This is a genomic window from Fodinibius salipaludis, assembly GCF_002287075.1.
Lineage (GTDB): Bacteria > Bacteroidota > Rhodothermia > Balneolales > Balneolaceae > Fodinibius > Fodinibius salipaludis.
The window spans coordinates 25312-51199 of record NZ_NSKE01000007.1; the positions used below are offsets into that span (position 1 = coordinate 25312).

Genomic DNA, 25888 nt, shown 5'->3' on the forward strand with positions numbered 1-25888 from the left:
CATTTAATAAAAAAACCCTTGAGCTATTACACTCAAGGGTTCCTATTTTATGATGGGTTAATATACCTTATTAATGCTGTATAGTGCAAACCTCATAATAATTACCATAACTTACTTTTTGAACGACCTGAAACGGGTTGTGCTTTGGGGGATTCATCTTCTTTGACCTTAGCCCGATCTTTATCATTTAACTTGGATTTGGGCTCTTTCATATTCTTCTTTTCCGGCGAAGCGTTTTCTGAATCATCCAAATAGATAGCCCCCTCGTGATGATAACCTTTCTCCAGATATACAGTGGGGGCTTGTATATCTCCCTCAACTCGTCCATCTTCTTTAATTAAAATTGAAGACGTTGCTTTTAAATCACCAACAACTCTGCCTTCAACAATGATACTTTTGCCAAAGACATTTCCTTGAAAAAAAGAAGATTTACTAATTAAAGTATCAGTATTGTTCACGCTAAACTTTTATTCACTTAATTATTCATCCAAAACAGCAATAAGTGTACTGGCATTACCCATATCAATACCTACCGGGGTACCTTCCCCCTCGAACTGCATCGCTGTATTCAGGCAATATCCCTTAACGGCCATCTGGTCGGGTTTGTCAGGTACTTCAACGCTTAAAATACCGTCATATTCTTCAGTGATCAGGTTCGTAAGCTCACTGAAATAGGCCCCACCACCAACAAGATAAATCTTTGAACAGGTAGCAAAATCGGAATCCTGGAAAGAGTTAGCCAAAGCCGGACGGATAATATTTTCAAAGTATGACTTAAGCACTTTACGGCGGAGTGCAGTAAGATCTATCGAACGTTTATCAATATTAATCTTCCCATTTTGAAATGCTACGTTAAGCTGATGCTCTGTCTTAAAGCCAAGATAATGATCTTTTTGCAGCTCTTCTTTCATCATATTTACAGCATATCTCATGCCGTGCGTACTGGTGGCAGTTCGGCGAATAATTCCGTTTGTAGTGCTAACTACTCCTTCCATGGAACCGTATCCGAGGCTCACCACAAAAAAGTCGTCTTCTTCCTGATAATCCCCATATCGCAATGATATTATGCTCCCTGCGATTTCAGGAATAACATCTACATTGCGTAACTGAATAGTAGCTGACTGTTTGCCAGTCGCCCCGTTTGTAGCAAAAGTAGAACTATCATAAAGTACATCAAACGACTTTGTAAGTCGCTGCTTGGCCATATCACTGTGCTTGTGATACATCTCAAAAGGAAAGCCCATGGTCATTGAAAAATCGCTGCCCGCTTTTTCTTGAGCTAATAACAACGCAGCTCGAAATAACACATCAAAATCCAATTCCCCGGGAGCTGTATTAATTAAGCGATGAGGAGATAGTCCCTCCTGCAGAGCAAGCTGGCCAATCATATATGATTCATCGTTGTAGTCAATTTTTAGCCCACTTACCAAATCATCACTTACTCTACTCAAGTCTGTTCGTGTCGATTCATATACACTTGGAAATACTGATATATCCATCATAATAAGAATTTAATTGCCATGACTTCTGGCCTATTTGCCAACCAGGTGATTTTTAATCTAAATAATTCTGTAACAATCAAAAGTACCCTGCTTCGATCATAGATTGTCACAAGATATATTTTTATCGGCCAAAAATAGCAATACTTAAGTGCCCGAGATTTCAGTATCACCAATTACTATTGGGAGATAATTCCAATATCTTATTCATGGGTCATGTCCTGTCTACCTGATCACATAAAATCTTATTTCTCTTCCATGAATTAGATTTTATTTTTACCCTATTATTAATCTTTAATTTCATTTCTAAAATGACTACTACTCAAAAAGCTATTGAGCTCGAAGACCAATACGGAGCCCACAATTATCATCCCTTACCTGTTGTTCTCTCCAAAGGCGAAGGCGTTTATGTTTGGGATCCGGAAGGAAATAAGTATTACGATTTTTTATCGGCGTATTCTGCCGTAAATCAGGGACATTGCCATCCACGAATTATTAAGACATTAAAAGAACAGGCCGAAAAATTGACTTTGGTTTCCCGAGCTTTCCACAGCGATCAGCTTGGTGATTACGAAAAGTATATGCACGATCTTTTTGGATATGACAAGCTCTTACCCATGAATACAGGGGCTGAAGGGGTAGAAACGGCCATTAAACTTTGCCGAAAATGGTCGTATGAAAAGAAAAACCTGACTCCAGAAAAAGCAACGATCATTGTTGCCAAAGGTAATTTCCACGGACGAACAACCAGCATTATTTCATTTTCTAATGATCCGGTTGCCCGCAAAAATTTTGGCCCCTATACCCCGGGCTTTGTTTCTATTCCTTATAACGATTTAGATGCCCTCGAGAAAGCATTGCAAAAGAAAGATGTAGCCGGATTTCTGGTAGAACCCATTCAGGGCGAAGCCGGTGTTGTGGTTCCCGATGACGGATACCTCAAAAAAGCTTCAGAGCTCTGCAAGAAATACAATACCCTATTTATTGCTGATGAAATTCAGACAGGTATTGCACGGACAGGTGAAATGTTGTGCGTAGATCATGAGGACGTTCGTCCCGATATTGTGATTTTAGGCAAAGCGCTATCTGGCGGAGCCTACCCGGTATCAGCGGTCATGGCTGATGATGATATCATGGAGTGCCTGCGCCCCGGAGAACACGGATCAACCTACGGCGGAAATCCACTGGCTTGTGCGGTTGCAATGGAAGCACTTAAAGTAGTCGAAGATGAAAATCTTGCTGACAATGCCGATCAAATGGGTCAACTTTTTCGAAAGGAGATGAATGATCTTGTAGATAATTCTGACTTGGTAAATCTTGTACGCGGCAAAGGGTTGCTGAACGCTATAGTAATTAATGATTCTGAAGACAGCGAGACGGCATGGGATATTTGTCTAAAGCTCAAAGAAAATGGACTGTTAGCTAAACCCACACACGGTAATATCATTCGCTTTGCTCCGCCATTGGTTATGACTGAAGAACAACTCATGAATTGTATTTCTATTATTAAAGATACGATCACAAGCTTTGAAGAAACTATTTCCGCTTAAGTTTCGTCTTAAAATAAAGCTCCGCAGGATTTTTCAATCTTACGGAGTTTCTAATTTCTGTAGAGTACGTAGTACTTATATCACCTTTCAGATGGATCAGTAGGAGCATTATCTGGCAGTGGAATACCAAATTCAGGCGTACCATCCTCCTTCCAATTGATCACCTGTACGCGTGTATGGCGATTGGGGTCATTTAAGGGGTCTCCTTCAATTTCTTTATAGCTCCGTGCGTGATATATCATCAGATCAGTAGATCCGTCGGGCGTAGTAGTAAAACTGTTATGGCCCGGACCATAGATTCCGTTCTCCTCCGATGATGAGAAGACCGGCTCTTTCGATTTTTTCCACGCATCTGGATCCAGCAAATCAGCATCTTCATCGGCCGTAAGTAGACCTATCTTATAATTGTGATCTGTTCCACTGGCCGAATACGTCATAAATATTTTACCATTTCGTTTAATTACAGCTGCCCCTTCGTTTACCTTAAACAACTGTTTTTCCCAATCATATTCGGGACGTGTTAGCTCTACTTGTGGTTGTTTAATGCTCCAGGGAGTGTCCATCTCTGCAATATAAAGGGCAGTGTTGCCGTCGAAATCTGGTGGATGCTGTGCCCATACCATATAACGCGTGCCTTGATGCTGAAAAGTAGTCGCATCAAGAGAAAATGTATCCCATTTTGTTTTTGTCTCTCCTTTCTCAATCCACTCTCCTTCCACCGGGTTAGCCGCATCATTTTCGATCACATACATTCTAATGGCCCAAATATCTTCGGTAGATCCCGCAGCAAAATACATATACCAATTACCATTAACATAATGTAACTCAGGAGCCCAAATATGTGCCCCCATAATACCCTCATCATGTTTTCGCCAAATTACTTTCGGCTCTGCACTCTTCAATCCCTCTATGGTTTTTGATCGACGGATTTCTAAACGATCAAACTCAGGAACCGATGCTGTAAAATAGTAATAGCCATCGGTATGTTTATAAACCCAGGGATCTGCTCGTTGCAGGATTAGCGGATTGGTATAATCAGCAGAAACTTTTTCTGATGATGCAGATTGTGCTTGTACAAACTCAATCTGCGTAAAACTTCCCATCAAAAAAATAAGTACAAGTGCTGACCGATAGATCCTTCTAATACTTTTTATATTCATAATCATCTCTTTTAAATAACTTTTACCGCGAAACTCAATATAATAAATGTATTTACCACACCTAATACCAGTCTACAGCAGATGTAATCCATTTTTCATTTTTTTAACAAGTAAGGGAAGAAAAATTGCTCACGAACAAACAGATAGGAAATAAAAAAAGCGACTTCCTGAACATCAGAAAGCCGCTTCTTGGTAGTGGCGGGGGGAGGATTCGAACCTCCGACCTCCGGGTTATGAGCCCGACGAGCTACCAGCTGCTCTACCCCGCGATGTGAGTCGGTAATAATAAGGCTTGACATGGGTAATTGTCAATAGTAAATTCTAAATTCTTTCCCGGTTGAATTCCGATACATAAATTCCAATTAAATCCTATTAGGAGGGTTATGTCCACGAATAACACAGTAGATCCCGCACAAGTACACAAGATTTTACAAAAACATATTTTAACAGATGGCTACGATATTGTGCTCGACCTTGAAAAGAGCGAAGGCACCTATCTGTATGATGCCAAAAGCGGGGAACGCTATCTGGACTTCTTTACTTTTTTTGCCTCCAATCCACTGGGGATGAACCATCCACAACTGGCAAATAAAGAATTTCAGCAGAAGATTGGCAAAGTTGCCATTAACAAACCTTCCAACTCCGATGTGTATACCGAAGAGATGGCCGAGTTTGTAGAGAATTTTGATCGCGTAGGTATTCCCGATTACCTGCCCTACTCTTTCTTTATTTCCGGCGGCGCTTTAGCCGTTGAAAATGCCCTTAAGGTCGCCTTCGACTGGAAAGTGCAAAAGAACTTTCAAAAGGGCTACCGCCAGGAAAAAGGTCACAAGGTGCTTCATCTTGAACAGGCGTTTCACGGACGTACTGGATATACAATGTCACTGACGAACACCGATCCAAAAAAGGTCAAATACTTTCCAAAATTCGACTGGCCGCGAATTACTTCTCCGGCTATGACCTATCCTCCTACGGGTGACCGTATTCAACAGACGATTGAGCATGAAGAACGTGCGATTGCTCAGGCCGAACGGTATTTCGAAATGTATAAGGATGAGATCGCCTGCATCATTCTCGAACCCATCCAAGGGGAAGGCGGCGATCGTCATTTTCGAAAGGAATTCCACCAGGCACTACGGGATCTGGCAGATAAACATGAGGCACTACTCATTTATGATGAGGTGCAAACCGGCGTTGGGCTAACCGGAAAATTCTGGGCCCACGAGCACTACGTCAAACCGGATATTTTAGCCTTTGGTAAAAAAGCACAAGTCTGCGGAATTCTGGCCAGCAAGCGCGTTGACGATATTGAAACAAACTGCTTCCACGTTTCTTCGCGCATTAACTCCACCTGGGGCGGGAACCTTGTAGATATGGTGCGGTTCGGACGCATTCTTCAAGTAATTGAAGATGACAACCTCGTTGAAAATGCCGCTACGGTTGGTGAATTTTTACAGAAAAAAATCAAGAATCTCTCTAACCAATTTGAGCATGTCACAAACCCACGCGGCAAAGGACTCTTCTGCGCCGTTGACTTCCCGAATGGTCATGCACGCGATTCGGTCATCAAAGAGTGCTTCAAAAATAACCTGATGATCCTTTCTTGCGGAGAGCGTACCATGCGATTCCGTCCACCGCTAACCGTTAATAAGGAACAAATTGAAGAAGGACTTGATATTATAGAGAAGTCCATTAAATCTGCAATGGATAAATGTCCCGCGCTAAAGGAGTAAAAACCATTCTTATAAGAAGGCTGCTATAAGTTAAGAAGTTTCGGTTTCTTAGGCTTCATATATAGCCACTTCGACGTAGTTGGCCTTCAGCGACGTAGCGCGTAGGCAGGGAAGACAAGTAATTGAACTCCATTCCACAGGGGCAGGAGGATTGAATCTAATAGTAAAGTTGGTCAATTCCCTACATCCCCTTCACGGTTTCTAAAGCGGCCTCTGAATTTTGTGCGGTGGCTGAGGGTGAAAACAGAGCATTTCGTACCGGTGCATCTCTTTGAAATAATTTGGAAATGGAAAGGACCATCGAAATGCTCTCATCTGAAAGCCACAGCGAATACAAAATTCTAAGCCTTGACCTTTTAGCACCTTTTGTGTCAAGACAAAAGGTGCATCATCTCTGTTATGCTACACAATACTTTTTGTAGCATAAAGGTTGGTCGTTAATAAGAAAAACGAAAAAGCAAACAGCGTACCGCAGCAAAGTTACGACACGAGATACAGCATTCCGCACCAGAGGTACGGAATGAGGGTTAAGCAAGGGTTTGGATATTCATTGATAATAACGAATTCATCCTTAGAAAAGAGAACAAGAGGATTAAATCTTTTACTCGTTACGACGTATTATACCATCTGGTGCGATTCGGGCTGAATGGTAATTTCGTTAAGCACCGATCCCTCCGGTTGGTTAGCTGCATAATACACAGATTTAGCCACCTCTTCGGGCAACAACATTTTATCTTTTTGCACGCGCATATTTACGGTATCACTATCCCACATCGGAGTATCCACGCCTCCCAAATGCATGAGGGTAAACTTTACGCCGCTGCGCTTGTGTTCTTCGACCAGCGACTTCGTAAATCCAGTAATGGCAAACTTGGAAGCCGAATAAATTGATGAATTTTTCATGGGATACTTTCCAACACTGCCCGGAAACATAATCACACGCCCCTTCTTTTCGGTTGCCATATAGCGCACTACTGTTTGGGTCACTAAAAAAGTACCATATACATTCACGTCCAGCATCTCTTGGGCTTCTTCGGGATTAATATCAAGCAAAGGCTGAATTACTGCCGTCCCGAATGCATTTACCAGCACATCAATGGGACCTAAATCTTCGGTAACTTCCCGAGCCATTTTTGATACCGAAGCCAAATCAGTAACATCAACACCAATCACAAACGCATTACCGCCCGAACCATTAATTTCTTTGGCCACCTTTTCTGCTTTCTCCTGATTCCGCGCCGCCAAAACCACCTTGGCACCGGCCTTTGCAAAAACACGACCACAAGCACTTCCTATTCCTCCTGAACCTCCAACGATAAGTACAATTTTATCTTCCATAAAGTATAAAGTTAGAAACCGCAGATTTACATTAAATACTTAGTTTATTAGACCTTTAAAAGTCCGTGTCACCTGAATTTATTTCAGGATCTGTTACTATTAATGAGTATAAGATTTAAACAGCTAAGACAGATGCTGAAACAAAGCCTGTCCCAATACATCGTGGGTCAGCATGACATGAAAGCTTCTAAGAACTTATTATAAGATAATCAATAGATTTAGCTGAACTTTCGTTCAAAAAAGTAGGCTGCCAGCAACAAAGTCACCAACAGCCTAAAATTATATCTCTGATATGTTATCCTACGCTACCACATCATCTTTTTGCTTCATAGCCCGCTCAATGACGTTGTCGTAGATATCATACATCTCATCAATCGACAAGCTTACCAGATCATCAACATTTAATGACCTTTCATTTGTAACAGTACCTAATTCCACGAAAGGCACGTCTTGGTTATTCAGATGTGATTCAAGCTGCCCTTTCTTTTTGGCCTCAGATGTTACTACCACTCCGGACTGTGCTTCGCTGTAGAGTATTTCGTGTTTGTTTTCTCCAAGATCAGCCACCGAAACATCAGCGCCTTTTCCGGCAAACATAGCCATTTCTGTCAGTGTAGTTGCCAAACCGCCATCAGAAATATCATGCGCCGCATTTACGTACTGATTCTGAATAGCATCCAGTAAAGATGACTGCAACCGAGCTTCAAACTCAAGATCAATATCCGGAGCATCACCGGTTGTTAGATCAAAAATTTCACGCAGATATTCACTACCGCCTAAGCCTTTTCGAAGAGCTCCAACGTAGTAGATTACATCGGACTCATTCTTAAATTCAGGCGTCATGCGATGATTTTCTATATCCTCAACAAGTCCGAGCATACCAATAACCGGTGTTGGGAAAATCGCCATCTCCGGATTTTCATTATAAAAACTCACATTCCCACCGGTGACCGGTGTATTGAACATACGACAGGCATCCCCCATCCCCGCAAGTGCTTCTTTAAACGTCCAGTATACTTCCGGCTTATAGGGATTTCCAAAGTTCAGGCAATTTGTAATTGCCATCGGTTTTGCTCCGCTACATACCACATTACGGGCTGCTTCGGCCACGGCAATTTGTCCACCTTTTCGCGGATTCAAATACACATACCGGCCATTGCAATCGGTCTTCACAGCCAATCCTTTTTTCGTGCCCTTAATGCGTACTACTCCGGAGTCCGAAGCACCGGGACCGTTCACTGTATTGGTTCGAACCATCGTATCGTACTGCTCAAACGCCCAACGTTTGGAAGCAATATTGGGCGACCCCAGCAATTGTTTTACAATCTCGTTGTGGTTACCGGGGTGATCCAAAGAATTGATATCAAATGACTGGACCTCATCCAGATATTCGGGCTTTGTGGCCTCACGCTTATATTGTGGAGCACCGCCGCCCAGTACTAAACTGTCAGCGGGAATATCGGCTTTCACTTCACCATCTTTGTGATAGGTTACATTTTCGCCCTTTACCACTTCACCAATTACAACAGCGTTGAGATCCCACTTCTCATAAATGTCAATAATCTCCTGCTCGCGACCTTCTTCGGCTACAACCAGCATGCGCTCCTGACTTTCGGAAAGCAAAATTTCATAAGCCGACATCCCCTCTTCACGAGTTGGTACTTTATCCAGGTCCAAACGCATTCCCGCATTTCCCTTGGCGCTCATTTCGGATGAAGAACAGCTTATTCCTGCCGCACCCATATCCTGAATACCAACAATACCGCCATTCTTAATCACTTCGAGCGTAGCTTCAAGCAGCAGTTTCTCTGCAAATGGATCGCCCACTTGAACACTTGGACGCTTGTCTTCGCTTTCCTCGCTAATTTCTTCGGATGCAAAGGTAGCCCCGTGAATTCCGTCACGGCCAGTATCCGATCCTACAATAATCACCGGGTTACCAACCCCTTCAGCAATAGCCGAAGCCGTCTGATCTTCCTTCACAATTCCAACACTCATCGCATTCACCAGTGGATTACCTTCATACTTCTCATCAAAGTAGATTTCGCCCCCCACCATCGGCACACCGAAAGAATTACCGTAATCCGCGATGCCGCGCACAACGCCATCCAACAGAAAACGAACACGAGGCATATCCATATCGCCAAAACGTAATGAGTTGAGACTGGCAACGGGACGTGCTCCCATGGTAAAAATATCGCGATGAATTCCGCCTACACCTGTGGCTGCCCCTTCGTAAGGCTCAATAGCTGATGGATGATTGTGACTCTCCACTTTAAATACGCAACCAAGGCCGTCGCCAATATCTACCAAACCGGCATTTTCTTCTCCGGCTCCCACCAGCATTTGCGGTCCTTCATTAGGGAGCTTTTTAATTTCGAGAATGGAGTTTTTATATGAGCAGTGCTCACTCCACATCACCGAATAAACCCCAAGCTCGGTAAAGTTTGGCGTGCGACCGAGGTAGTCTTTGATCATCTCAAACTCCTCTTCTGTCAATCCGTGATCTTTGGCTAATTCGAGTGTTACATCCGGCTCCTTCATCGTGTTACGTGGCATTAAGTGTTGGTATTGAGTGTTGGAAAGTTGTAGGGTCAGAAATATCTTTAAAATCCCTGTGTCATCCTGAATTCAGTTCAGGATCTGCGACAAAAAAATTTTTAAGCAACACAGATGCTGAAACAAGTTCAGCATGACACAAGCACCTTTATAACTGTAATTTTTTCTTTGGCTTAAACCTTCAATAAATTCTTTAAATCCATAAAATCGTTAAATACAAAGTCGGCTTTCTGATGTTTCTCAGGCTCCCCATTCTCCGTAAACCATGCTACATCCCATCCAAACTGAGTACCGCCTTCTACATCAGAACTAAATGAATCGCCCACATATAAGATCTCATCTCTGTCGACGCCTGCTTTTTCGGTTGCATGAGCAAACACATCGGGATGCGGCTTTAAAACGCCCACTTCTTCAGAAATAACCGTATTTGGGGCCGAATCATACAGATCAAAATCTTCAAACTTTTTACGCTGCGTTTCTGCAAAACCATTCGTTAAAATTCCCACAGGATATTGATCAACAATAGTTTGGTAGACTTCCCGTGCTCCATCAAGCCACTGCCAGTGATTACGGTAGGCCTGCATATAAAAATTCCCTACTTCTTCGTATCGACTTCCATCCAGTCCAAGCTCTTTCAGTGTAAGCTCAAAGCGGTTGCGTTGTAACTCATCCCGGCTCACTTTGGCTCGGCTGTACAAGCCCCACTGCTTACTATTTACTTGGTGATATACCTTAACAAGTTGGTTGGGAGTGGTATCCGCAAAAAAATCGAAATGGTCATGAACATCTTTCAGGCCGGCCGCCTCAGCTGATTGGTGATCGAGCAGGGTATCATCGAGATCAAAATAGATAAACTTGTACGACAAAAGTATAGCAATAGGGGTTGAAAATGATTCGCTCAAATATAGGGATTTGGATGATAATATTTAAAAACGAATCGGATCTAATCGTTTGCTCTTTTTTAGAAATCTTGAATTATTTTAATCATAATGCCTGCATCAATTTGCTGAGGCTTTCGTATATTTGTGATCTAAATTATTAACACAAACTTTTTTGATATGAATATTAAGACAATTATTGGATTGGGCGTTATTGCCTTGTTGGTTTTCATGGGAATTAGTAAGTATAATACGCTTGTGGAGCAGGAACAGAATGTTGAACAATCATGGGCACAGGTCGAAAATCAGTACCAGCGTCGCGCCGACTTAGTCCCAAATTTGGTTAATACTGTGAAAGGTGCAGCAGATTTCGAACAGGAAACACTGACCGAAGTTACTGAGGCACGCAGCAGAGCCAGTTCAATTCAAATATCAGCTGATGATCTCAATAATCCACAAAAGATCCAGCAGTTCCAGCAGGCACAGCAGCAACTTTCCGGTGCTTTATCACGAATGCTTGTAACAGTCGAAAAATATCCTGAATTAAAAGCCAACCAGAACTTTCGGGACCTACAGGTACAACTGGAAGGCACAGAAAATCGTATTGCTACCGAGCGTCAGCGTTTTAATGAGGCCGTCCAAAGCTATAACACTACGGTAAAACGATTTCCTAATAATGTTTTTGCCGGAATGTTCGGGTTTGATGATAAAGCATTTTTCGAAGCTGATAAAGGAGCTAAAGAAGTTCCCGAAGTAAATTTTGATTAAAATAACAAATTATGCCAGCACGACAGTTTTTAACAGAACAGGAAGAACAGCAAATTGTAAATGCAATCAATACCGCCGAAGAAAAAACATCCGGTGAAATCCGTGTACATCTCGAGCATCGTTGTGATGGCGATGCCTTAGACCGTGCGGACCATGTTTTTCATAATCTGGGAATGGACGAAACCAAGCTTCAAAACGGGGTACTGATCTATATTGCCACCGAAGACCATAAAGCGGCTGTTTATGCTGGTAAAGCCATCCACCGCGAAGTAGAAGATGGTTTTTGGAATGACGTGCTACAGATCTTGATTGATCATTTTAAGAAAGAAAAATACGAAGAAGGAATTGAGGGAGCCGTCCGCAAGGTAGGCCAAAAACTGGAAGAACTTTTCCCCTATCATCAAAAGGGAGACCTTGACGAGCTGTCAAATGACATTAGCTTCCACGACAATAAAAATTAAGATTTAATTTTAGCGTATACTTATGTTTTCCATCAACAAGAACATAGTTATTACTTTTTTTCTGACCCTCATATTATTGCTACCCGGTTTGGTTTCGGCTCAAAATCTCCCCTCTGAGCCCGTGGGGCATGTCAATGATTTTGCAAAAATGCTGACTTCAGGGGAACGTCAACAGCTGGAACAGAAACTGCGTAACTATCGCGATACCACCACAACCGTCATTTCTGTAGCTATGCTTGACAACTTGGGTGGGATTTCAATTGAAGAAGCTGCGACCACCTTATTTAACGAATGGAAGATGTGGGAAGCAAATAAGGATAACGGTGTGCTCATTCTTATCGCCCGGCAAGAACGAAAAATGCGTATTGAAGTTGGTTATGGACTTGAGGGGGCTATACCGGATGTAATGGCCGGACGTATCGTTCGTGAAATCTTAACTCCCAGTTTTAAGCAATCCGATTATTACGGTGGATTAGATCGAGCCACTTCGGCTCTCATTCAACTTGCCAGCGGAGAATTTGAGGGAGAATTAGCTGATAATCAATCCTCTGATGGCGGCAACACCGCTGATTTTATCATTTTCATGCTCTTCCTATTTTTTGTCTTTTATGCTTCTTCTCGCGGAGGTGGGAAGGGTCGTGGCAAGGGACGTAAGCGACGTACGCTCGGTCCCGGTGGATTCATATTCCTTGGGGGCGGTGGAGGCGGCTTCGGAGGAGGATCTTCCGGCGGCGGTTTTGGCGGATTCAGCGGCGGAGGCGGATTCGGCTCCGGCGGCGGGGGTGCCAGCGGCGGCTGGTAATAAACTTAAAACCTATAAAGAAATACTCAGCCCTTTAACAGTACCGGGCATTAATTATTTAAACTGTTGCCGGTTCAACCTCAGGCAAAGCCTGCTTCAGATCAGCGATGATGTCATCAATATTTTCAATGCCTACCGCCAGGCGAACCAGCCCATCAGTGATACCCGCTTGCAAACGAAGATCTTCGTCCATTACCGAATGCGTCATTGATGCAGGGTGCTGAATAAGCGTATCAGCTGTCCCTAAGCTCACGGCCAGCGTGCATAGTACAACATTTTCCATCAGCTCAACGCCGGCCTCAAAACCACCTTTAAGCTCGAAACTCAACACCCCACCATAACCACTATCAAAAATATCAGAAGCCAACTCATAGTCAGAATGGGATTCTAATCCCGGATAGAATACTTTACTTACTGCTCCATGTTGCTCCAGATATTCAGCCACTTTAATCGTATTCTCGGCATGGCGCTCCATCCGCAGATTGAAGGTTTTTAGCCCGTTTAGTAGTAACCAGGCTTCAAAAGGGCTCATAACACCACCTAAATTTTTGCGAAAGGTAGCTAAGTTAAACTCTTCAAAAAGGCTATTTCGACCAATGACAGCCCCACCAATCAGCGTGCCATGTCCATTTAAATATTTTGTTGCTGAATGCACCACAATATCTGCTCCGTGCTCCATTGGACGTACGTGGTACGGTGTACCAAAAGTATTATCAACAATAAATGTTATATCATATGCTTCGGCTAAATCAGCAATTGCAGATATATTGGCTACCTCCATTGTCGGGTTGGCAATAGTTTCAGCATAAATGACCTTTACTTCCGGATTCTCCATCAGAACTTTATCCAAAACATCGAGGTCATTTAAATCTAAAAAGTGCGTTTTAATACCCAGCTCAGGAGCTTCCTCTTTTAAAAATTGTCCGGTACAACCATAAAGAGCAGGCTGTGATACCACAGCTCCTTCCTTTGCCATAGCAATTAAAGTAGTGCTTATTGCTGCCATCCCACTACTGAATGCCAGAGCAGAAATATCATCACTGTCAGGTAATCCAGAACCTTCCAATCGAGCAAGGATAGCTTCCAATCTATCTACGGTAGGATTTCCCAACCTTGAATACGAATGAGTTGCCCCACCCTCTTCCTGAGCAAAAAATTTGCGGCCGTCTTCTACAGAATTGAATTGAAATGTCGAAGTCTGGTAAATTGGCATTACATGCGAGCCAAACGGGTCATTCTTCGGATGATCAGCATGTACCGTTTCACTCTCGAGACTAAATTTTGATTTATCCATGATCTTCGTCCTCATCTATGGGCAAGTGATGATTTTCTTTTTTAGTAGATAATACAATGTTGCTGTAAATACGCTCAATTCCCGGGAGTCGGGTTAATTTATCGTGCATAAAATTTTCATAATCAGACATATCCTTTACTACGATTTTCAGCAAAAAGTCAGAATCACCGGTTATATGATAACACGCCTGTATTTCTGGCATCCCGTCAATGCGTTCACAAACTTCGTCTAAGGTATGCATCTGATGGACTGCCAGACGCAATGAACAAAACACAACCAAATTTTTTCCGATTGCTTCTTCATCCACACGAGCACTATATCCTTTGATAATACCATCCCGCTCCAACCGCTTAACACGCTCTAACGTAGGGGTTGTTGTTAGTCCCACCTTTTCAGCCAATTTATTGTTGGGGATACGACCATCTTGCTGAAGAATGGTTAAAATCTTTCTATCAGTATCATCTAAATTATATTCAGGCATATCATAATAAACTATACTATAACCCTTTAATAGGATTATAAACCTTATTTTACATTATCCATAGACTAATTAACTACAAATTCCCAATTTAATCAATATAAATTACTGCAATAAAAAAACCCGTCAACCCAAAGGGTTAACGGGGCTCGTTACGCTCAAGCGAAAGGGTTACGACAGCTACCCGGCTATATTTTCAGCCTCGGCACTGTCTTTAAGTTTGGGAGTTGAAGGCGTCAGGTTTTCATATTCCTCGAGCGTGAATTCGTCAACCTGCACCATATCTATTCGTGCATCTTCAGCCTTGCGCAGCAATTCTGCTTCATCCTTATCAATGATACCTTTTTCTACAGCCTGATCAATGACAAAGCGTACCTGCGTTTTAGGTAGCTCTTTTTTCTTTGTCGCTTTGTAGATCTTCTTGTACACCGGAGCCGCTTCCTCAGAAAGTTTAAACGCATGTTCATACCGTCCAAGGGCTTCCTCTTTATCTTCGGGAAGATAAATTCCGTCTGTAATACGATCACGCTGTTCACTGCGCTGCTGCATTGCCTGGGCTACTTTATGACCTAACTTATCGGAGGGCATACTGCTGATACGATTCATTCGCGACCACAGAGCGATAGGACCACGGAACAGCCAACTGAGTCCCGGCACTTTGATTTCACGATAAATGGCATCAAAGGCTTCCTGGATCTGAGCAAATGCGTAGTCCATAGACCATTCAAAAAAGATACGATCTTCTTCGCGCTGTCCCTCGGCATCGTATCGACGCAATGTTGCTGTAGCCAAGTACATCCAGCTCAGGATATCAGCAAAACGACCGGAAATTTTCTCTTTTATTTTGAGACCACCGCCATACGATCCAAGTACAACATCCGCCAGGAAGGCAAATGAGGCAGAGGTCCAAGATAGCTTTTTATAATATTTTTTGGCCGGTCCGCCAACGGGTGCAGAAGCAATTTTTCCACGTGTCAGACTCATCAGCATAGAACGGGACATGTTTTGTACGACGTGACCGATATGCTTCCAGAACACATCATCAAAATCTTTTACGTCGCCGCGAGTTAATGCCTCAATTTCATCAAATGCGTAGGGATGACAACGAATGGCTCCCTGCCCAAAGATCATTAGACTTCGAGTCAAGATGTTCGCTCCTTCAACCGTAATGGCGATAGGAAGTGAAGTATATCCGTGTGCAAAAATATTACGTGGCCCGCGAGAAATTCCGGCACCTCCCTGAATATCCATTGCATCATTAATAATCTGGCGCCCCAACTCTGTAAAGTTGTATTTGGCTATAGCCGTTACCACCGAAGGCTTTTCTCCAATATCTAATCCTGCACAAGTATAACGTCGTGCAGCATCCATCAGGTAAGTAAATCCTCCGATACGGGCCATGGGCTCTTCAATACCTTCAAATTTACCAATGTTGATGCCAAACTGTTTGCGGACAGCGGTATAGGCTCCAAGTGCTCGAGTAGCCACTTTAGCCCCCCCCGTACTTTGAGCGGGAAGAGAAATACCGCGTCCCACGCCAAGTGATTCCATCAACATGCGCCAGCCATTACCGGCTTGCTCCGGTCCGCCAATAATTTGATTAACGGATACAACGGCATCTTCTCCGTCAATAGGGCAATTATAGAACGGAACACCCAACGGGTCATGACGGCGTCCGAGTTTAATCCCATCGGTATCACTGGGGATCAGCGCACAGGTAATGCCTGGATACTCCCCTTTCCCAAGGTGATTCTCCGGGTCGCGCAGTTTGAAAGCAAGCCCTATCAGCGTTGAGATAGCAGCAAGAGTAATATATCGCTTCGTAAAGTTCAGACGTATATAAAGCTCTCCGTCATCCCCTTTAAATACCTCACCCTCAGCCGTCATTGCCCCGGCATCGGATCCCGCTGTTGGCTCGGTCAGAGCAAAACAGGGCATCTCTTCACCTGTCGCCAAATTCGGCAAATACTGATCCTTTTGCTCATCGGTTCCATAGTGCATCAACAGTTCTGCCGGCCCCAATGAGTTGGGTACCATCACCGTTGTTGCCAGTGGGCCGCATCTGGAGGCCAATTTAGTAACAATGGCGCTATGTGCTGAAGCCGAAAATTCGAGTCCGCCATATTCTTCGGGAATAATCAATCCAAAAAACTTATGTTCGCGCATAAACTCCCAAACTTCGTCTGTAAATCCTTTACGGACAAACACATCCCAATCATCAACCATCGAACAGAGCTCCTCAACGGGTCCATCTAAAAAGGCCTGCTCATCTTCCGTTAAATCGGGATAGGATTCATTTGCCAGTCGTTTCAAGTTGGGTTTGCCGGAAAATAGCTCGGCGTCAACCCACACATTACCGGCCTCAATAGCGGTGCGTTCGGTCTCGGAGATTTGGGGAAGAAAGTTCATTGCATCCAACAGCTTCATCAACGGAGCCGTAAGAAGGGTGCGCCGAATGGGTTTGATATTGAATACAACCACCAATGCTGCAAAAACTGCAAATAACCAAGTAGGCGCCGAAAATCCCCATAAGGCTACAAATCCGGCTATAGCCCACACCCAGAGTGGGGTACCCCAAAAAGCCAACAGGGCAGCTACCAATACCATGCTCACAATTACTGCCCAGAGCGGATACTGGAATAAAAATCCTAAAGTTTCATTTAAAAATTCCATAACAGTCACCTATAAATTAAATCGTACTTACTTGTTATTTGTTTGTAAAGCCGTTCTTATTTTATACCCGTCAATAATATGTTCAATAGCTTCATCTATAAATTCTTGTCGGTTAATACGGGTATCTAATCGCTTTGATAAAACTACCGACATTACACCGTGCAATTGTGCCCAAAATGTATATGCCGCCATCCGAGGCTTTTCCTCTGCAATAAGTCCGCCATCAGCCCCTTCCTGTAATACATTACTTACAATTTCGTAACCTTTGCGAGCCTTCCTAAACTTTTCTTTGGGATACCGGGTCATCTCATCTGAACTCGTTAGGTGAATGATCTGATATTCCCGCTGGTATTTAAGCGCAAATCGAACATATTCATATGCCAGCGCCTCGAGCTTTGCGATTGGACTATCGGCTTCAGATACTACTTGCTGCAGCTGATTATTTAATCGTTCGATAGCCTGCTCCATCAACGTATGTACCAAATCGTCTTTATTCTCAAAATGCAGATATATGCTGGTAGCACTCACGTCTATTTCACCAGCAATTTTTCGCAGGGAGAAATTGCGATATCCCTCCGAAAGAAGTACTCGACGAGCGGCATCAATAATTTGCTCTTTTAGATTTAATTCCTTGGTTTTACTCATATACGCAAAGGTTAACAGTGTTAACTTTTTTAATTAAACATTTCTTTAGCGATAAAGCAATACTATTAAGAACTAATTTTGGGAATAAATCAGTTCTTAGTCAAGTAACCGAATAGAAGAAAATGCTTAAAATAAATAAGCCGTGCACCGGTTAAGGTGCACGGCTTATTAAATTATATCAGTTACCTGTTAATTGTATTGTTCTTGATTACCGTTATTAGCAGTATTGATCGTATTACCGGCAAGATCACTGACATCGTTAACTTGAATATACTCTGGACCTCCAGAATTATCCAAGTTATTTTCATCAGCAACAGTAATCTTCACTTCAGTACCAGAATTATATTCTGTTACTTCAAAGCTTTCTATCGTGATACTTGTTATTTCATCCCCATTATCATCTACAAATATATAATTATCAGGATTTGTAGATTCTTCCTTAGTCATTAATTCAGAGAAGTTAACTTCAACCTCTCCAGTAGATTCAGTAGTATTATTAATGGATGCACTGTTAATAACCGGCTGTTTAACATCTTCAAAGGTAACCGGATCACTAAAGTCGCCTTGTACCAAATTTGTACTTACAGCGCGTATCTTAATGTCTACGCTTAAGGCACCATCGTTTACATCCGTTACCTTGATATTATTGAACTGTGGATCATCACTAACGTTAATACCAACAGCATCATAGGTTTGAGTGACTTCTCTATTGAGTATAGACAGGGCGTCTTTATCTAAGGTCTCATAGTGTTCGTATGGCCCTCCATTCTTACTAATAAAGACTTCATACTCCTTAACTTCTGCCGGACTATTATCAATATCCCAAGTTACCTCAGCTGATCCGCTACTCCAATCAACTGTGTCATTAGCTACCTGGGTAAAACTCAATGATGGAGTATGAGGTTTATTTTGATTATCACCAGTTGTGAATTCGAGTTCCTCAGCTTCAAACTTGTCATAATCAGAAGCGTTATAGCTCAAGTCATTACCATATTCGTCAACGAAGTTACCATCTTCATTCGCAATAGGACCACTAGACAACGGACCACCAACATTACTACCATCACTATTGTTGTCAAATGCAGCTCTGGACCGAAGTCGATATTCATTTGCATCAACCAAGTTTTCAGGAGTAATCGTTAGCTCCGTGCGATCATCATTCCAAGATACGTCAAATTCAATGTCTCCCGGTGATTTTTTAGGTCCGTAATCTTCGAAATAAATCGCATCTTTAAAGGTACCATTACCAAAACCCTGACTAGCATCGGTCCAAGAATTTTCAGCAACCGGACGATTAAAAGTGTACGTAAAAGAAGTATCCGTACCTACATCAGAACCGGGTTCGGGTGTAATATTAGTAATATAAAATGCTCCCGTACGATCCTCCTCAAATGCAGATACAACACCTAAATCCATAGATGGACTTTCTTCACCGGACGGTGTAGTATGATAACCCGTTTCATGATCTATTACATTTGCGGGATCACTCTCATCAATGAACCTAAACTTAATTTGAGCATCCTCTTCTACTCCTTCAAAGGTAAAGCTGCCATCATTTCCGGTTTCTCCCGTGGCAACGAGCATCTCTGTTTGTGTACTGTTATCACCATTTATTACGGGATTAAACTGTTGATACAACTCAACGGTAGCACCAGAAATAACTTTATCAGAATTTGTATGAGCCTTACCTGTAACAGTCACTGCCTGTTCACTCAGTGGTATACGGATATTAGAAACCATATCGGTAGCTACAGCGCCATTGTCGCCTCCTGTAGACTCAAACACAACGTCTATTTCTGCCAGATAACTGTCTCTATAATTATCCAGCGAAGAAGCATCCAACCTTAACATATAAGGGTTGCTTTTATCTCCTCCATTTGTTGTCGCATTTTCAGTTACCGGCACATCACGAAATGTAAAGCTACCGTCAGAACTTGTAGAACCTAAAAATGTTTGGCTTCCTTCGTCAGTGCTATCTTCATAGACAAGCGTTACGCCTATACCCGAAAGGGGATCACCGGTAGCTTTGTCTACGACAACACCTTGCACAGTGCCTTTGGCATTTTCAAGTTGCTCTTGTGGACTTACCGGGCTATCGTCACCACAAGAGGTGATAAGAACTCCGAACATTAATGGAATAGCCAACAGCCAACTTAGCTTTTTAAAATTATAGTATATAGAATTGTTATTAGACATAGTAATAGCCTCTCTAGTTAAATTTATCTCTGTTGATATTAATTTATTATGCCAACGTCTGCGCGCAAATCATAAAAAATCATCAGGGATCAATGCAAATTACAACTCAAAATGAGTTTACTTTACATCCCAGGTTATGGGTGCAACAGGAAGCGAAAACTTGATCAATGATATCGTTCGTCCTTTTTCAAGGTGACGTCTTTCGAAATGAGTTTGGATAGTAAGCAACTCGTCATCGGGGCGCTCTTGGTAAATTTCTTCAACCACATCATGAACCTCACATCCCGACTGCCTTACAGATTCTTTTGTAAACGTAAAGAGTTCATTACTGTCTGTCTTAAAACGTATAGCCCCTCCCTTTTTTAAAACACGCTGGTAAATCTTTAGAAACTTCGGGCCCGACAATCTTTTATTACGATCAGAGTAAAGGGGATATGGATCCGGAAAAGTAATCCAAATATCATCAACCTCATCAGGTCCGAAATATTCATCCAAATGATCAATATATATTCGCAAAAACCGCACATTATCCAACCCCTCTTCCAGCGCTTGGTTTGCTCCCTTCCAGATTCGGTGCCCCTTAATATCAACTCCAACAAAGTTTTTATTGGGATTTCGTCGGGCCAATTCCAATGTGTAAGTCCCTTTACCACAGGCCAGTTCTAAGACCATCGGATTATCATTCTCAAATATATCGGAATGCCAGCGCCCCTTTGGTTTTTGGGATTTCTCATTCTGAAAGTCGGTAAGTTCCAGTGTATTCGGAAATTCCGTAACCTCTTTAAACTTTTTCAGCTTTCCTTTGCTCATCCTAAATATCGAAATGATCTTATTAGAAACACATTATCACGGTGCCAGCCTAAAGATATTCCATTCAGCGTTTGATTTTTCATAACAAATGCGGTCGTGCATACGGCCTTTTCGTCCCTGCCAAAATTCTATTCGGTGTGCACGTAACAGAAATCCCCCCCAAAAGTCAGGCAACGGAATTTCCTCATTTTTAAATTTTTGTTTAATCTTACGAAACCGTTTTTCCAGTTCTTCTCTGGAGCTAACTTGATCACTCTGCTTTGATGCCCAGGCTCCCAATCTACTCTCTCTGGGTCGCTGCTTAAAATAAGCTTCTGATGTTAATCGGCTTAACCTCTCAACCTCTCCTTCTATGCGAACTTGCCTTTCCAAGGGAGCCCAGTAAAAGCATAAAGCTGCGTGGGGATTTTCATTTAATTCTCTCCCTTTCCTACTTTCGTAATTAGTATAGAAACGAAATCCGGCTTCATCTACACCTTTAAGCAACACAATGCGAGACGATGGTTTTCCCTGCTTTGTGGCTGTAGAAAGGTTCATGGCATTAACATCCAGAAGATCGGCGGAATAGGCTTGCTCAAACCATTCGCTGAACTGATCAATGGGATTCTTGCAAACCTCCGACTCCGCCAATGCCTGCTGGGAATATTCGCGCCGTAACTCTGCTATGCTTTTTGTAGATCGGTTATCTTCAGACATTTCAGATACTATCCATCAAAATATTCAGGGGCGTTTCCCTTTTTCCACTTGATATTGCAGCCTACGCTTGGCTTCTGATCTTCTTTCACTTCTTCATCAAAAAGTAAATCTGCAGCTTCACGAATATCATTGCCCGTAACCGGCTTGTCGTTACCCGGTCGACTGTCATCAAACTGTCCGCGATACACCAACTTATCATTTTCGTTAAACAAGAAGAAATCAGGGGTACAGGCAGCCTTATAGGCTTTTGCAACTTCCTGTGTGCCATCATACAGATAAGGGAATGAAAATTGCTTTTCACGAGCCAGCGAAGCCATTTTAACCGGACTGTCAGCGGGATAATTCTCGACATCGTTAGAACTTATTGCAACGACACCAATACCTTTCTGCTGCAGGTCCCTGGCTGCTATAACAAACTCATCCAGGATATGCTGTACAAAAGGACAGTGGTTACACATAAATACTACCAAAAGTCCTTTGGCATTATTAAAATCATCAAGCGAAACTAACTGATTGTTTACGGTATCAAATAATTTAAAATCTGGTGCTTCTGTTCCAAGATCCATCATTGTAGAAGGAGTATCAGACATAGCGGAAATAATTAGTTTGATTTATACTTTATATTCAGACTGAACGTACAAAATTTAGCTGTTTTATGCTCAGTGAATATATGCGAAATGAAAGGGAAAATGAATAAAAAACCCGATATCTGCGTAAACAGTCAGGGATATAATAGTTTATAAAAATTCTGTTCGCAGATATACGGGCTAAAGGCACTATCTCTAAGTTTTTAAACGAAGTAATGTGCAACATGTTGCCCTCAAAACAATCGTGATTGCCCCTCTTGAGGCCTCTGAAAGTGTTTAGTTGAAAGTCGCAGTTCTTTGTTGTTCAAATTTAATTTATCAGTTTGAATAGCAAACATATTGCGAATTTGTTCGGCAAACTCCCCCTTGCCCTTAAAGCGATCTCTAAATTCACTTTCATATAATTTACCATCCCTGATATCACGTATCCTGTTCAGTACCTTCTCTTTGCGGTCGGGAAAATGTTGTTCAAGCCATTCCTTAAAAAGATCCTTTACGCCGTGAGGCAATCTGACAATCGTATAAGCAGCTCGTGTTGCGCCAGCATCTCTTGCTCGTTCTAAAATCTGTGGACACTCATGATCAGTGAGTCCCGGTATAATGGGAGCAACATTGACGCCCACAGAAATACCTCGATCGGCCAACTCCTCGATGGCCTTAAACCTTCGGTTTGGCTGTGATGTACGGGGCTCCATCACACGTGCCAAATCACGATCGAGCGTGGTAATTGACAATGTTACGTGAACGGCATTATATGTAGCGAGTTCTTCCAGAAGATCGATATCACGGGTGACTAAATAATTTTTTGTGATTATTCCAACTGGATTACGTGCCTCCGCAAAAACTTCCAGACAACTTCTCGTAATTTCCAGCTTTCTTTCAATTGGTTGAAAAGGATCGGTAACACCACTCATTATAATGGGTTCGGGAATCCATTTTTTAGAAGCGAACTTCGATCGCAATTTTTCTGCGGCATCGTATTTTACCATGATGCGTGACTCAAAATCGAGGCCAGCAGAGAACCCCAGAAATTCATGCGTAGGGCGCGCATAACAATAAATACATCCGTGCTCACATCCACGGTAAGGATTTAACCCATAAGTAAACGGAATATCGGGACTGTCATTCTTGGATAATACCTCTTTCGTATCATCGGGAATAAGCTTAGTATCTTGGGCAGGCTTTTCTCCCGTTTCCTCATCGAGCTCATAATCAATATATTTTCCCTCAAAGCGATTGGCGGGGTTATCTGAAGCACCGCGACCTCGAATGGGATTTTTATCATCTTGATGCATGGCAGCTCAATCCTTTGGGTTATATTAATATATCTGAGTAGTAATATAACATCTTCAATGACAGCATAGTGTCATCAAAGTCGATCGATTTTAAAACAAAAAAGGCCCAAGATTAAACCCGGGCCCCTTATCCAAATTACTGATGACCGTTATTAACTGCAGGATATATCCTCAAAGTTTTCATCCCAGCATCTTCGATCTCCACCCTCATCATAATAACCTTCGTTGGTGTCAGTATTCCAGAAGAGGACAACATCAGATTCATCCGGATAAGTGAACGTCATATAAAATTCAGGCTGATCTTCATTATACTCAACTGTTAAAGTGGAGTTGCCAGTCTCATCATACCATTTAACCGACATGTTATTTTCAGTATCACTGATAACTTCCCACTCTGAATTGTAGGCTAAAACTTCTTCATTTGTATCTGGGTTGAGGATATTAAACTTCCACTCGCCACTTGAACCATCTTCGGATACTATGCCCTCCATCACCTTGTAATCCTCGAAGCTTGTTTCCCCATCATCATAGCTCCAATACATCGCCCATTGATAACCATTGGCAACTTCTTCTGCGGTGGTCTTTATTGAAACAGTTTCATTTTGGTAGCTATAAGAGTACGCCCATACCCACATTCCATCCTCAAAGTCTGCATCTTCATTGGATCCCGCCAATAAAAAACCAGAATACACATTAGCAAAGGCAAACGTATATTGATTGGCTAAAGCTACACTTCGAGCATCATAGTAATTACTGGTTTCAGCTAATGACTCTCCCTTTACGACTTTTGGCTGATTATCTTCGAAAAAAGAGAAATCAGGCTTAGCTTCTTCATTTTGCACCTGAGGAAATTCCGGAGCATCACCAGGATCTACATCCGGTCCGGTGCTATCATCACCACAGGCCATTAATCCGACTATTAAAACTATAAATGCAACATATTTAAAGTAACGATTCATCTTATATCTCCCTTTTGGTCTATTTTAAGTTAGCGTTCTCTATCTAATACGAAGTTTGTGACAAAAACAGCTCACAAACATTCTTCTAAGAAGTAAGACCGCCGGGAATATGAATCCTTACAGTTATTTTTAATTTATGCCCGATATACCGTTTTGGTATTAACAAACTCTTTAATCCCAAAATGAGATAATTCTCGACCATAGCCTGACTTTTTAATTCCACCAAACGGCAGTCGGGGATCGGATTTCACAAAATCATTTACAAAACAGCAGCCTGCTTCTAATTCGTAGGCAGCAATTTCTTCAGCATGTTGCAGATCTTCGGAAAACACCGCCGCACCCAATCCGTAATCACTGTCATTGGCTACTTTAATAGCCTCTCGGGTATCTTCTACTTTAATAACTGATGCTACCGGACCGAACAGTTCTTCCTCATAGGCAGGCATATCTTTTGATATTTCAGTAAGAATAGTTGGCGGGTAGTAATAACCATCTCGGTCAGGAATAGATCCCCCAAGAATACACTCTGCTCCTTTTGCAACACTTTTTTGAACTTGATCATGAAGACCATCCCGCAAATCTTCGCGAGCCATTGGACCAACATCAGTAGCACTGTTAAACGGATCTCCGATTTTTTTCTCATTCATAAGATGAAATACCGCCTCGAGAAACTCGTCATAAATATCTTCAACTACAATTAAGCGCTTAGCTGCAATGCAACTCTGTCCACTGTTGATCAGACGAGAAGTCACACAAATTTCAGCCGCCATTTCAACATCGGCATCTTCCAAAATGAGATAAGGATCGCTCCCTCCAAGCTCGAGTACGCTTTTCTTTAACTCACTCCCAGCTGTTTCTGCCACTGCCTTCCCGGCACGAGTACTTCCTGTTAACGTAACAGCAGCAATATCGGGATGCTTAATAAGCTCATTCGTTTGATCGTTATCAGCTATCACAGTTCGAAATAAATTATCAGGGACTCCTGCTTCATGCATCAAATCTTCTATAGCCAAAGCACACCCTGTTACATTAGATGCATGTTTTAGGACAACCGCATTGCCGGCCATCAGGGCAGGGGCCGCAAACCGAAAGAGCTGCCAAAAAGGAAAGTTCCACGGCATAATGGCAAGGACGGTCCCCAATGGATTAAAAGTCACATAGCTTTTACTTGCATCGGATTTAATAACTTCTTCCTCCAGAAAATGTTCGGTATTATCTGCATAATAATTACAGACCCAAGCACATTTTTCGGCTTCAGACTTTCCCTGGCCCACTGGCTTGCCCATCTCACGAGCCATCAATTTGGCATACTTTTCTTTATTTTCTTCCAACAGCTCGGCAGCTCGTTGTAATAACAAACTGCGCTCATAAAATGAATTGCGACGCCATTTATCCTGAGCTGAGGCTGCATCCCTTGCAATAGTATTCAATGCATCATCATTCATTTGGTCATACTCTTCGATAAGCTCTCCAGTAGCAGGATTAATAGATTTCATAGCAGCTCTTT

At 42.4% G+C, this 25888-nt stretch carries 22 protein-coding genes and 1 tRNA gene; 5 read left to right on the forward strand and 18 right to left on the reverse strand.

Annotated features, from left to right (window positions below):
* Positions 1–101: 101 nt before the first annotated feature.
* Positions 102–458 (reverse strand): bactofilin family protein, encoded by a 357-nt coding sequence (locus tag CK503_RS10335; RefSeq protein ID WP_095606741.1) that lies wholly within the window; start codon positions 456–458, stop codon positions 102–104.
* Between the two features lie 21 nt (positions 459–479).
* A complete protein-coding gene (locus CK503_RS10340) occupies positions 480–1502 on the reverse strand; it encodes a ParM/StbA family protein (protein WP_095606742.1) in 1023 nt (340 codons plus the stop codon).
* Positions 1503–1810: 308 nt separating this feature from the next.
* On the opposite strand from CK503_RS10340, the gene rocD reads away from it, so the two are divergent.
* Positions 1811–3049: an ornithine--oxo-acid transaminase gene (rocD, locus tag CK503_RS10345; protein WP_095606743.1), complete on the forward strand. Its 1239-nt coding sequence runs from the start codon at positions 1811–1813 to the stop codon at positions 3047–3049.
* Positions 3050–3129: 80 nt separating this feature from the next.
* Here rocD and CK503_RS10350 read toward each other — a convergent pair whose 3' ends face one another.
* Both CK503_RS10350 and CK503_RS10355 read right to left on the reverse strand, forming a co-directional pair.
* Complete coding sequence (locus CK503_RS10350; RefSeq protein ID WP_217988401.1) at positions 3130–4209, reverse strand: glycoside hydrolase family 43 protein; 1080 nt, start codon at positions 4207–4209, stop codon at positions 3130–3132.
* 196 nt (positions 4210–4405) lie between these two features.
* A tRNA-Met gene (locus CK503_RS10355) sits at positions 4406–4478 on the reverse strand.
* 114 nt (positions 4479–4592) lie between these two features.
* Between CK503_RS10355 and lat the strand changes: the two genes are divergently transcribed.
* Positions 4593–5942 carry an L-lysine 6-transaminase gene (lat, locus tag CK503_RS10360; RefSeq protein WP_095606744.1) on the forward strand — a complete coding sequence of 450 codons (1350 nt, stop codon included), beginning with the start codon at positions 4593–4595 and terminating at the stop codon, positions 5940–5942.
* A 618-nt stretch (positions 5943–6560) separates the two neighbouring features.
* Here lat and CK503_RS10365 read toward each other — a convergent pair.
* The 3 genes from CK503_RS10365 to CK503_RS10375 all read right to left on the reverse strand — a co-directional run bounded on the left by CK503_RS10365 (position 6561) and on the right by CK503_RS10375 (position 10741).
* The gene (locus CK503_RS10365; protein ID WP_095606745.1) at positions 6561–7280 is read right to left on the reverse strand and encodes an SDR family oxidoreductase; all 720 of its coding nucleotides are present in this window, start codon (positions 7278–7280) and stop codon (positions 6561–6563) included.
* A gap of 300 nt (positions 7281–7580) precedes the next feature.
* The gene (gene purL / locus CK503_RS10370) at positions 7581–9839 is read right to left on the reverse strand and encodes a phosphoribosylformylglycinamidine synthase subunit PurL (protein WP_095606746.1); all 2259 of its coding nucleotides are present in this window, start codon (positions 9837–9839) and stop codon (positions 7581–7583) included.
* 173 nt (positions 9840–10012) lie between these two features.
* A complete protein-coding gene (locus CK503_RS10375; RefSeq protein WP_255233385.1) occupies positions 10013–10741 on the reverse strand; it encodes an HAD family hydrolase in 729 nt (242 codons plus the stop codon).
* Between the two features lie 156 nt (positions 10742–10897).
* Between CK503_RS10375 and CK503_RS10380 the strand changes: the two genes are divergently transcribed.
* Genes CK503_RS10380 through CK503_RS10390 form a run of 3 tightly spaced genes read left to right on the forward strand, consistent with a single transcriptional unit; the run spans position 10898 to position 12748 of the window.
* Positions 10898–11485, forward strand: a complete 588-nt coding sequence (locus tag CK503_RS10380; protein WP_095606747.1) for a LemA family protein — start codon at positions 10898–10900, stop codon at positions 11483–11485.
* 11 nt (positions 11486–11496) lie between these two features.
* Entirely contained in the window at positions 11497–11946 is a 450-nt protein-coding gene (locus CK503_RS10385) for a TPM domain-containing protein (RefSeq protein ID WP_095606748.1), read from the forward strand.
* Between the two features lie 22 nt (positions 11947–11968).
* Positions 11969–12748: a TPM domain-containing protein gene (locus CK503_RS10390; protein WP_095606749.1), complete on the forward strand. Its 780-nt coding sequence runs from the start codon at positions 11969–11971 to the stop codon at positions 12746–12748.
* Positions 12749–12806: 58 nt separating this feature from the next.
* On the opposite strand, the gene CK503_RS10395 is transcribed toward CK503_RS10390, so the two are convergent.
* The 11 genes from CK503_RS10395 to CK503_RS10445 all read right to left on the reverse strand — a co-directional run bounded on the left by CK503_RS10395 (position 12807) and on the right by CK503_RS10445 (position 25877).
* Positions 12807–14042: a trans-sulfuration enzyme family protein gene (locus CK503_RS10395; RefSeq protein WP_095606750.1), complete on the reverse strand. Its 1236-nt coding sequence runs from the start codon at positions 14040–14042 to the stop codon at positions 12807–12809.
* Positions 14035–14523, reverse strand: coding sequence for an Lrp/AsnC family transcriptional regulator (locus CK503_RS10400; protein ID WP_095606751.1), 489 nt, complete (start codon positions 14521–14523; stop codon positions 14035–14037). The genes CK503_RS10395 and CK503_RS10400 overlap by 8 nt, the downstream gene beginning before the upstream one ends.
* A 177-nt stretch (positions 14524–14700) precedes the next feature.
* Positions 14701–17193 carry an acyl-CoA dehydrogenase gene (locus CK503_RS10405; RefSeq protein WP_095606752.1) on the reverse strand — a complete coding sequence of 831 codons (2493 nt, stop codon included), beginning with the start codon at positions 17191–17193 and terminating at the stop codon, positions 14701–14703.
* Between the two features lie 27 nt (positions 17194–17220).
* A complete protein-coding gene (locus CK503_RS10410; RefSeq protein ID WP_095606753.1) occupies positions 17221–17838 on the reverse strand; it encodes a TetR/AcrR family transcriptional regulator in 618 nt (205 codons plus the stop codon).
* Between the two features lie 189 nt (positions 17839–18027).
* A complete protein-coding gene (locus CK503_RS10415; protein WP_095606754.1) occupies positions 18028–20034 on the reverse strand; it encodes a carboxypeptidase-like regulatory domain-containing protein in 2007 nt (668 codons plus the stop codon).
* A gap of 117 nt (positions 20035–20151) precedes the next feature.
* The gene (trmB, locus tag CK503_RS10420; RefSeq protein ID WP_095606755.1) at positions 20152–20844 is read right to left on the reverse strand and encodes a tRNA (guanosine(46)-N7)-methyltransferase TrmB; all 693 of its coding nucleotides are present in this window, start codon (positions 20842–20844) and stop codon (positions 20152–20154) included.
* A 36-nt stretch (positions 20845–20880) separates the two neighbouring features.
* A complete protein-coding gene (gene pdxH / locus CK503_RS10425) occupies positions 20881–21540 on the reverse strand; it encodes a pyridoxamine 5'-phosphate oxidase (RefSeq protein WP_095606756.1) in 660 nt (219 codons plus the stop codon).
* Positions 21541–21548: 8 nt separating this feature from the next.
* The gene (locus CK503_RS10430; protein ID WP_095606757.1) at positions 21549–22130 is read right to left on the reverse strand and encodes a thioredoxin family protein; all 582 of its coding nucleotides are present in this window, start codon (positions 22128–22130) and stop codon (positions 21549–21551) included.
* A gap of 230 nt (positions 22131–22360) precedes the next feature.
* Complete coding sequence (locus tag CK503_RS10435) at positions 22361–23422, reverse strand: PA0069 family radical SAM protein (protein ID WP_095606758.1); 1062 nt, start codon at positions 23420–23422, stop codon at positions 22361–22363.
* A 152-nt stretch (positions 23423–23574) separates the two neighbouring features.
* A complete protein-coding gene (locus CK503_RS10440) occupies positions 23575–24381 on the reverse strand; it encodes a hypothetical protein (RefSeq protein WP_095606759.1) in 807 nt (268 codons plus the stop codon).
* 134 nt (positions 24382–24515) lie between these two features.
* Positions 24516–25877: an NAD-dependent succinate-semialdehyde dehydrogenase gene (locus CK503_RS10445; RefSeq protein WP_095606760.1), complete on the reverse strand. Its 1362-nt coding sequence runs from the start codon at positions 25875–25877 to the stop codon at positions 24516–24518.
* Between the last annotated feature and the right edge of the window lie 11 nt (positions 25878–25888).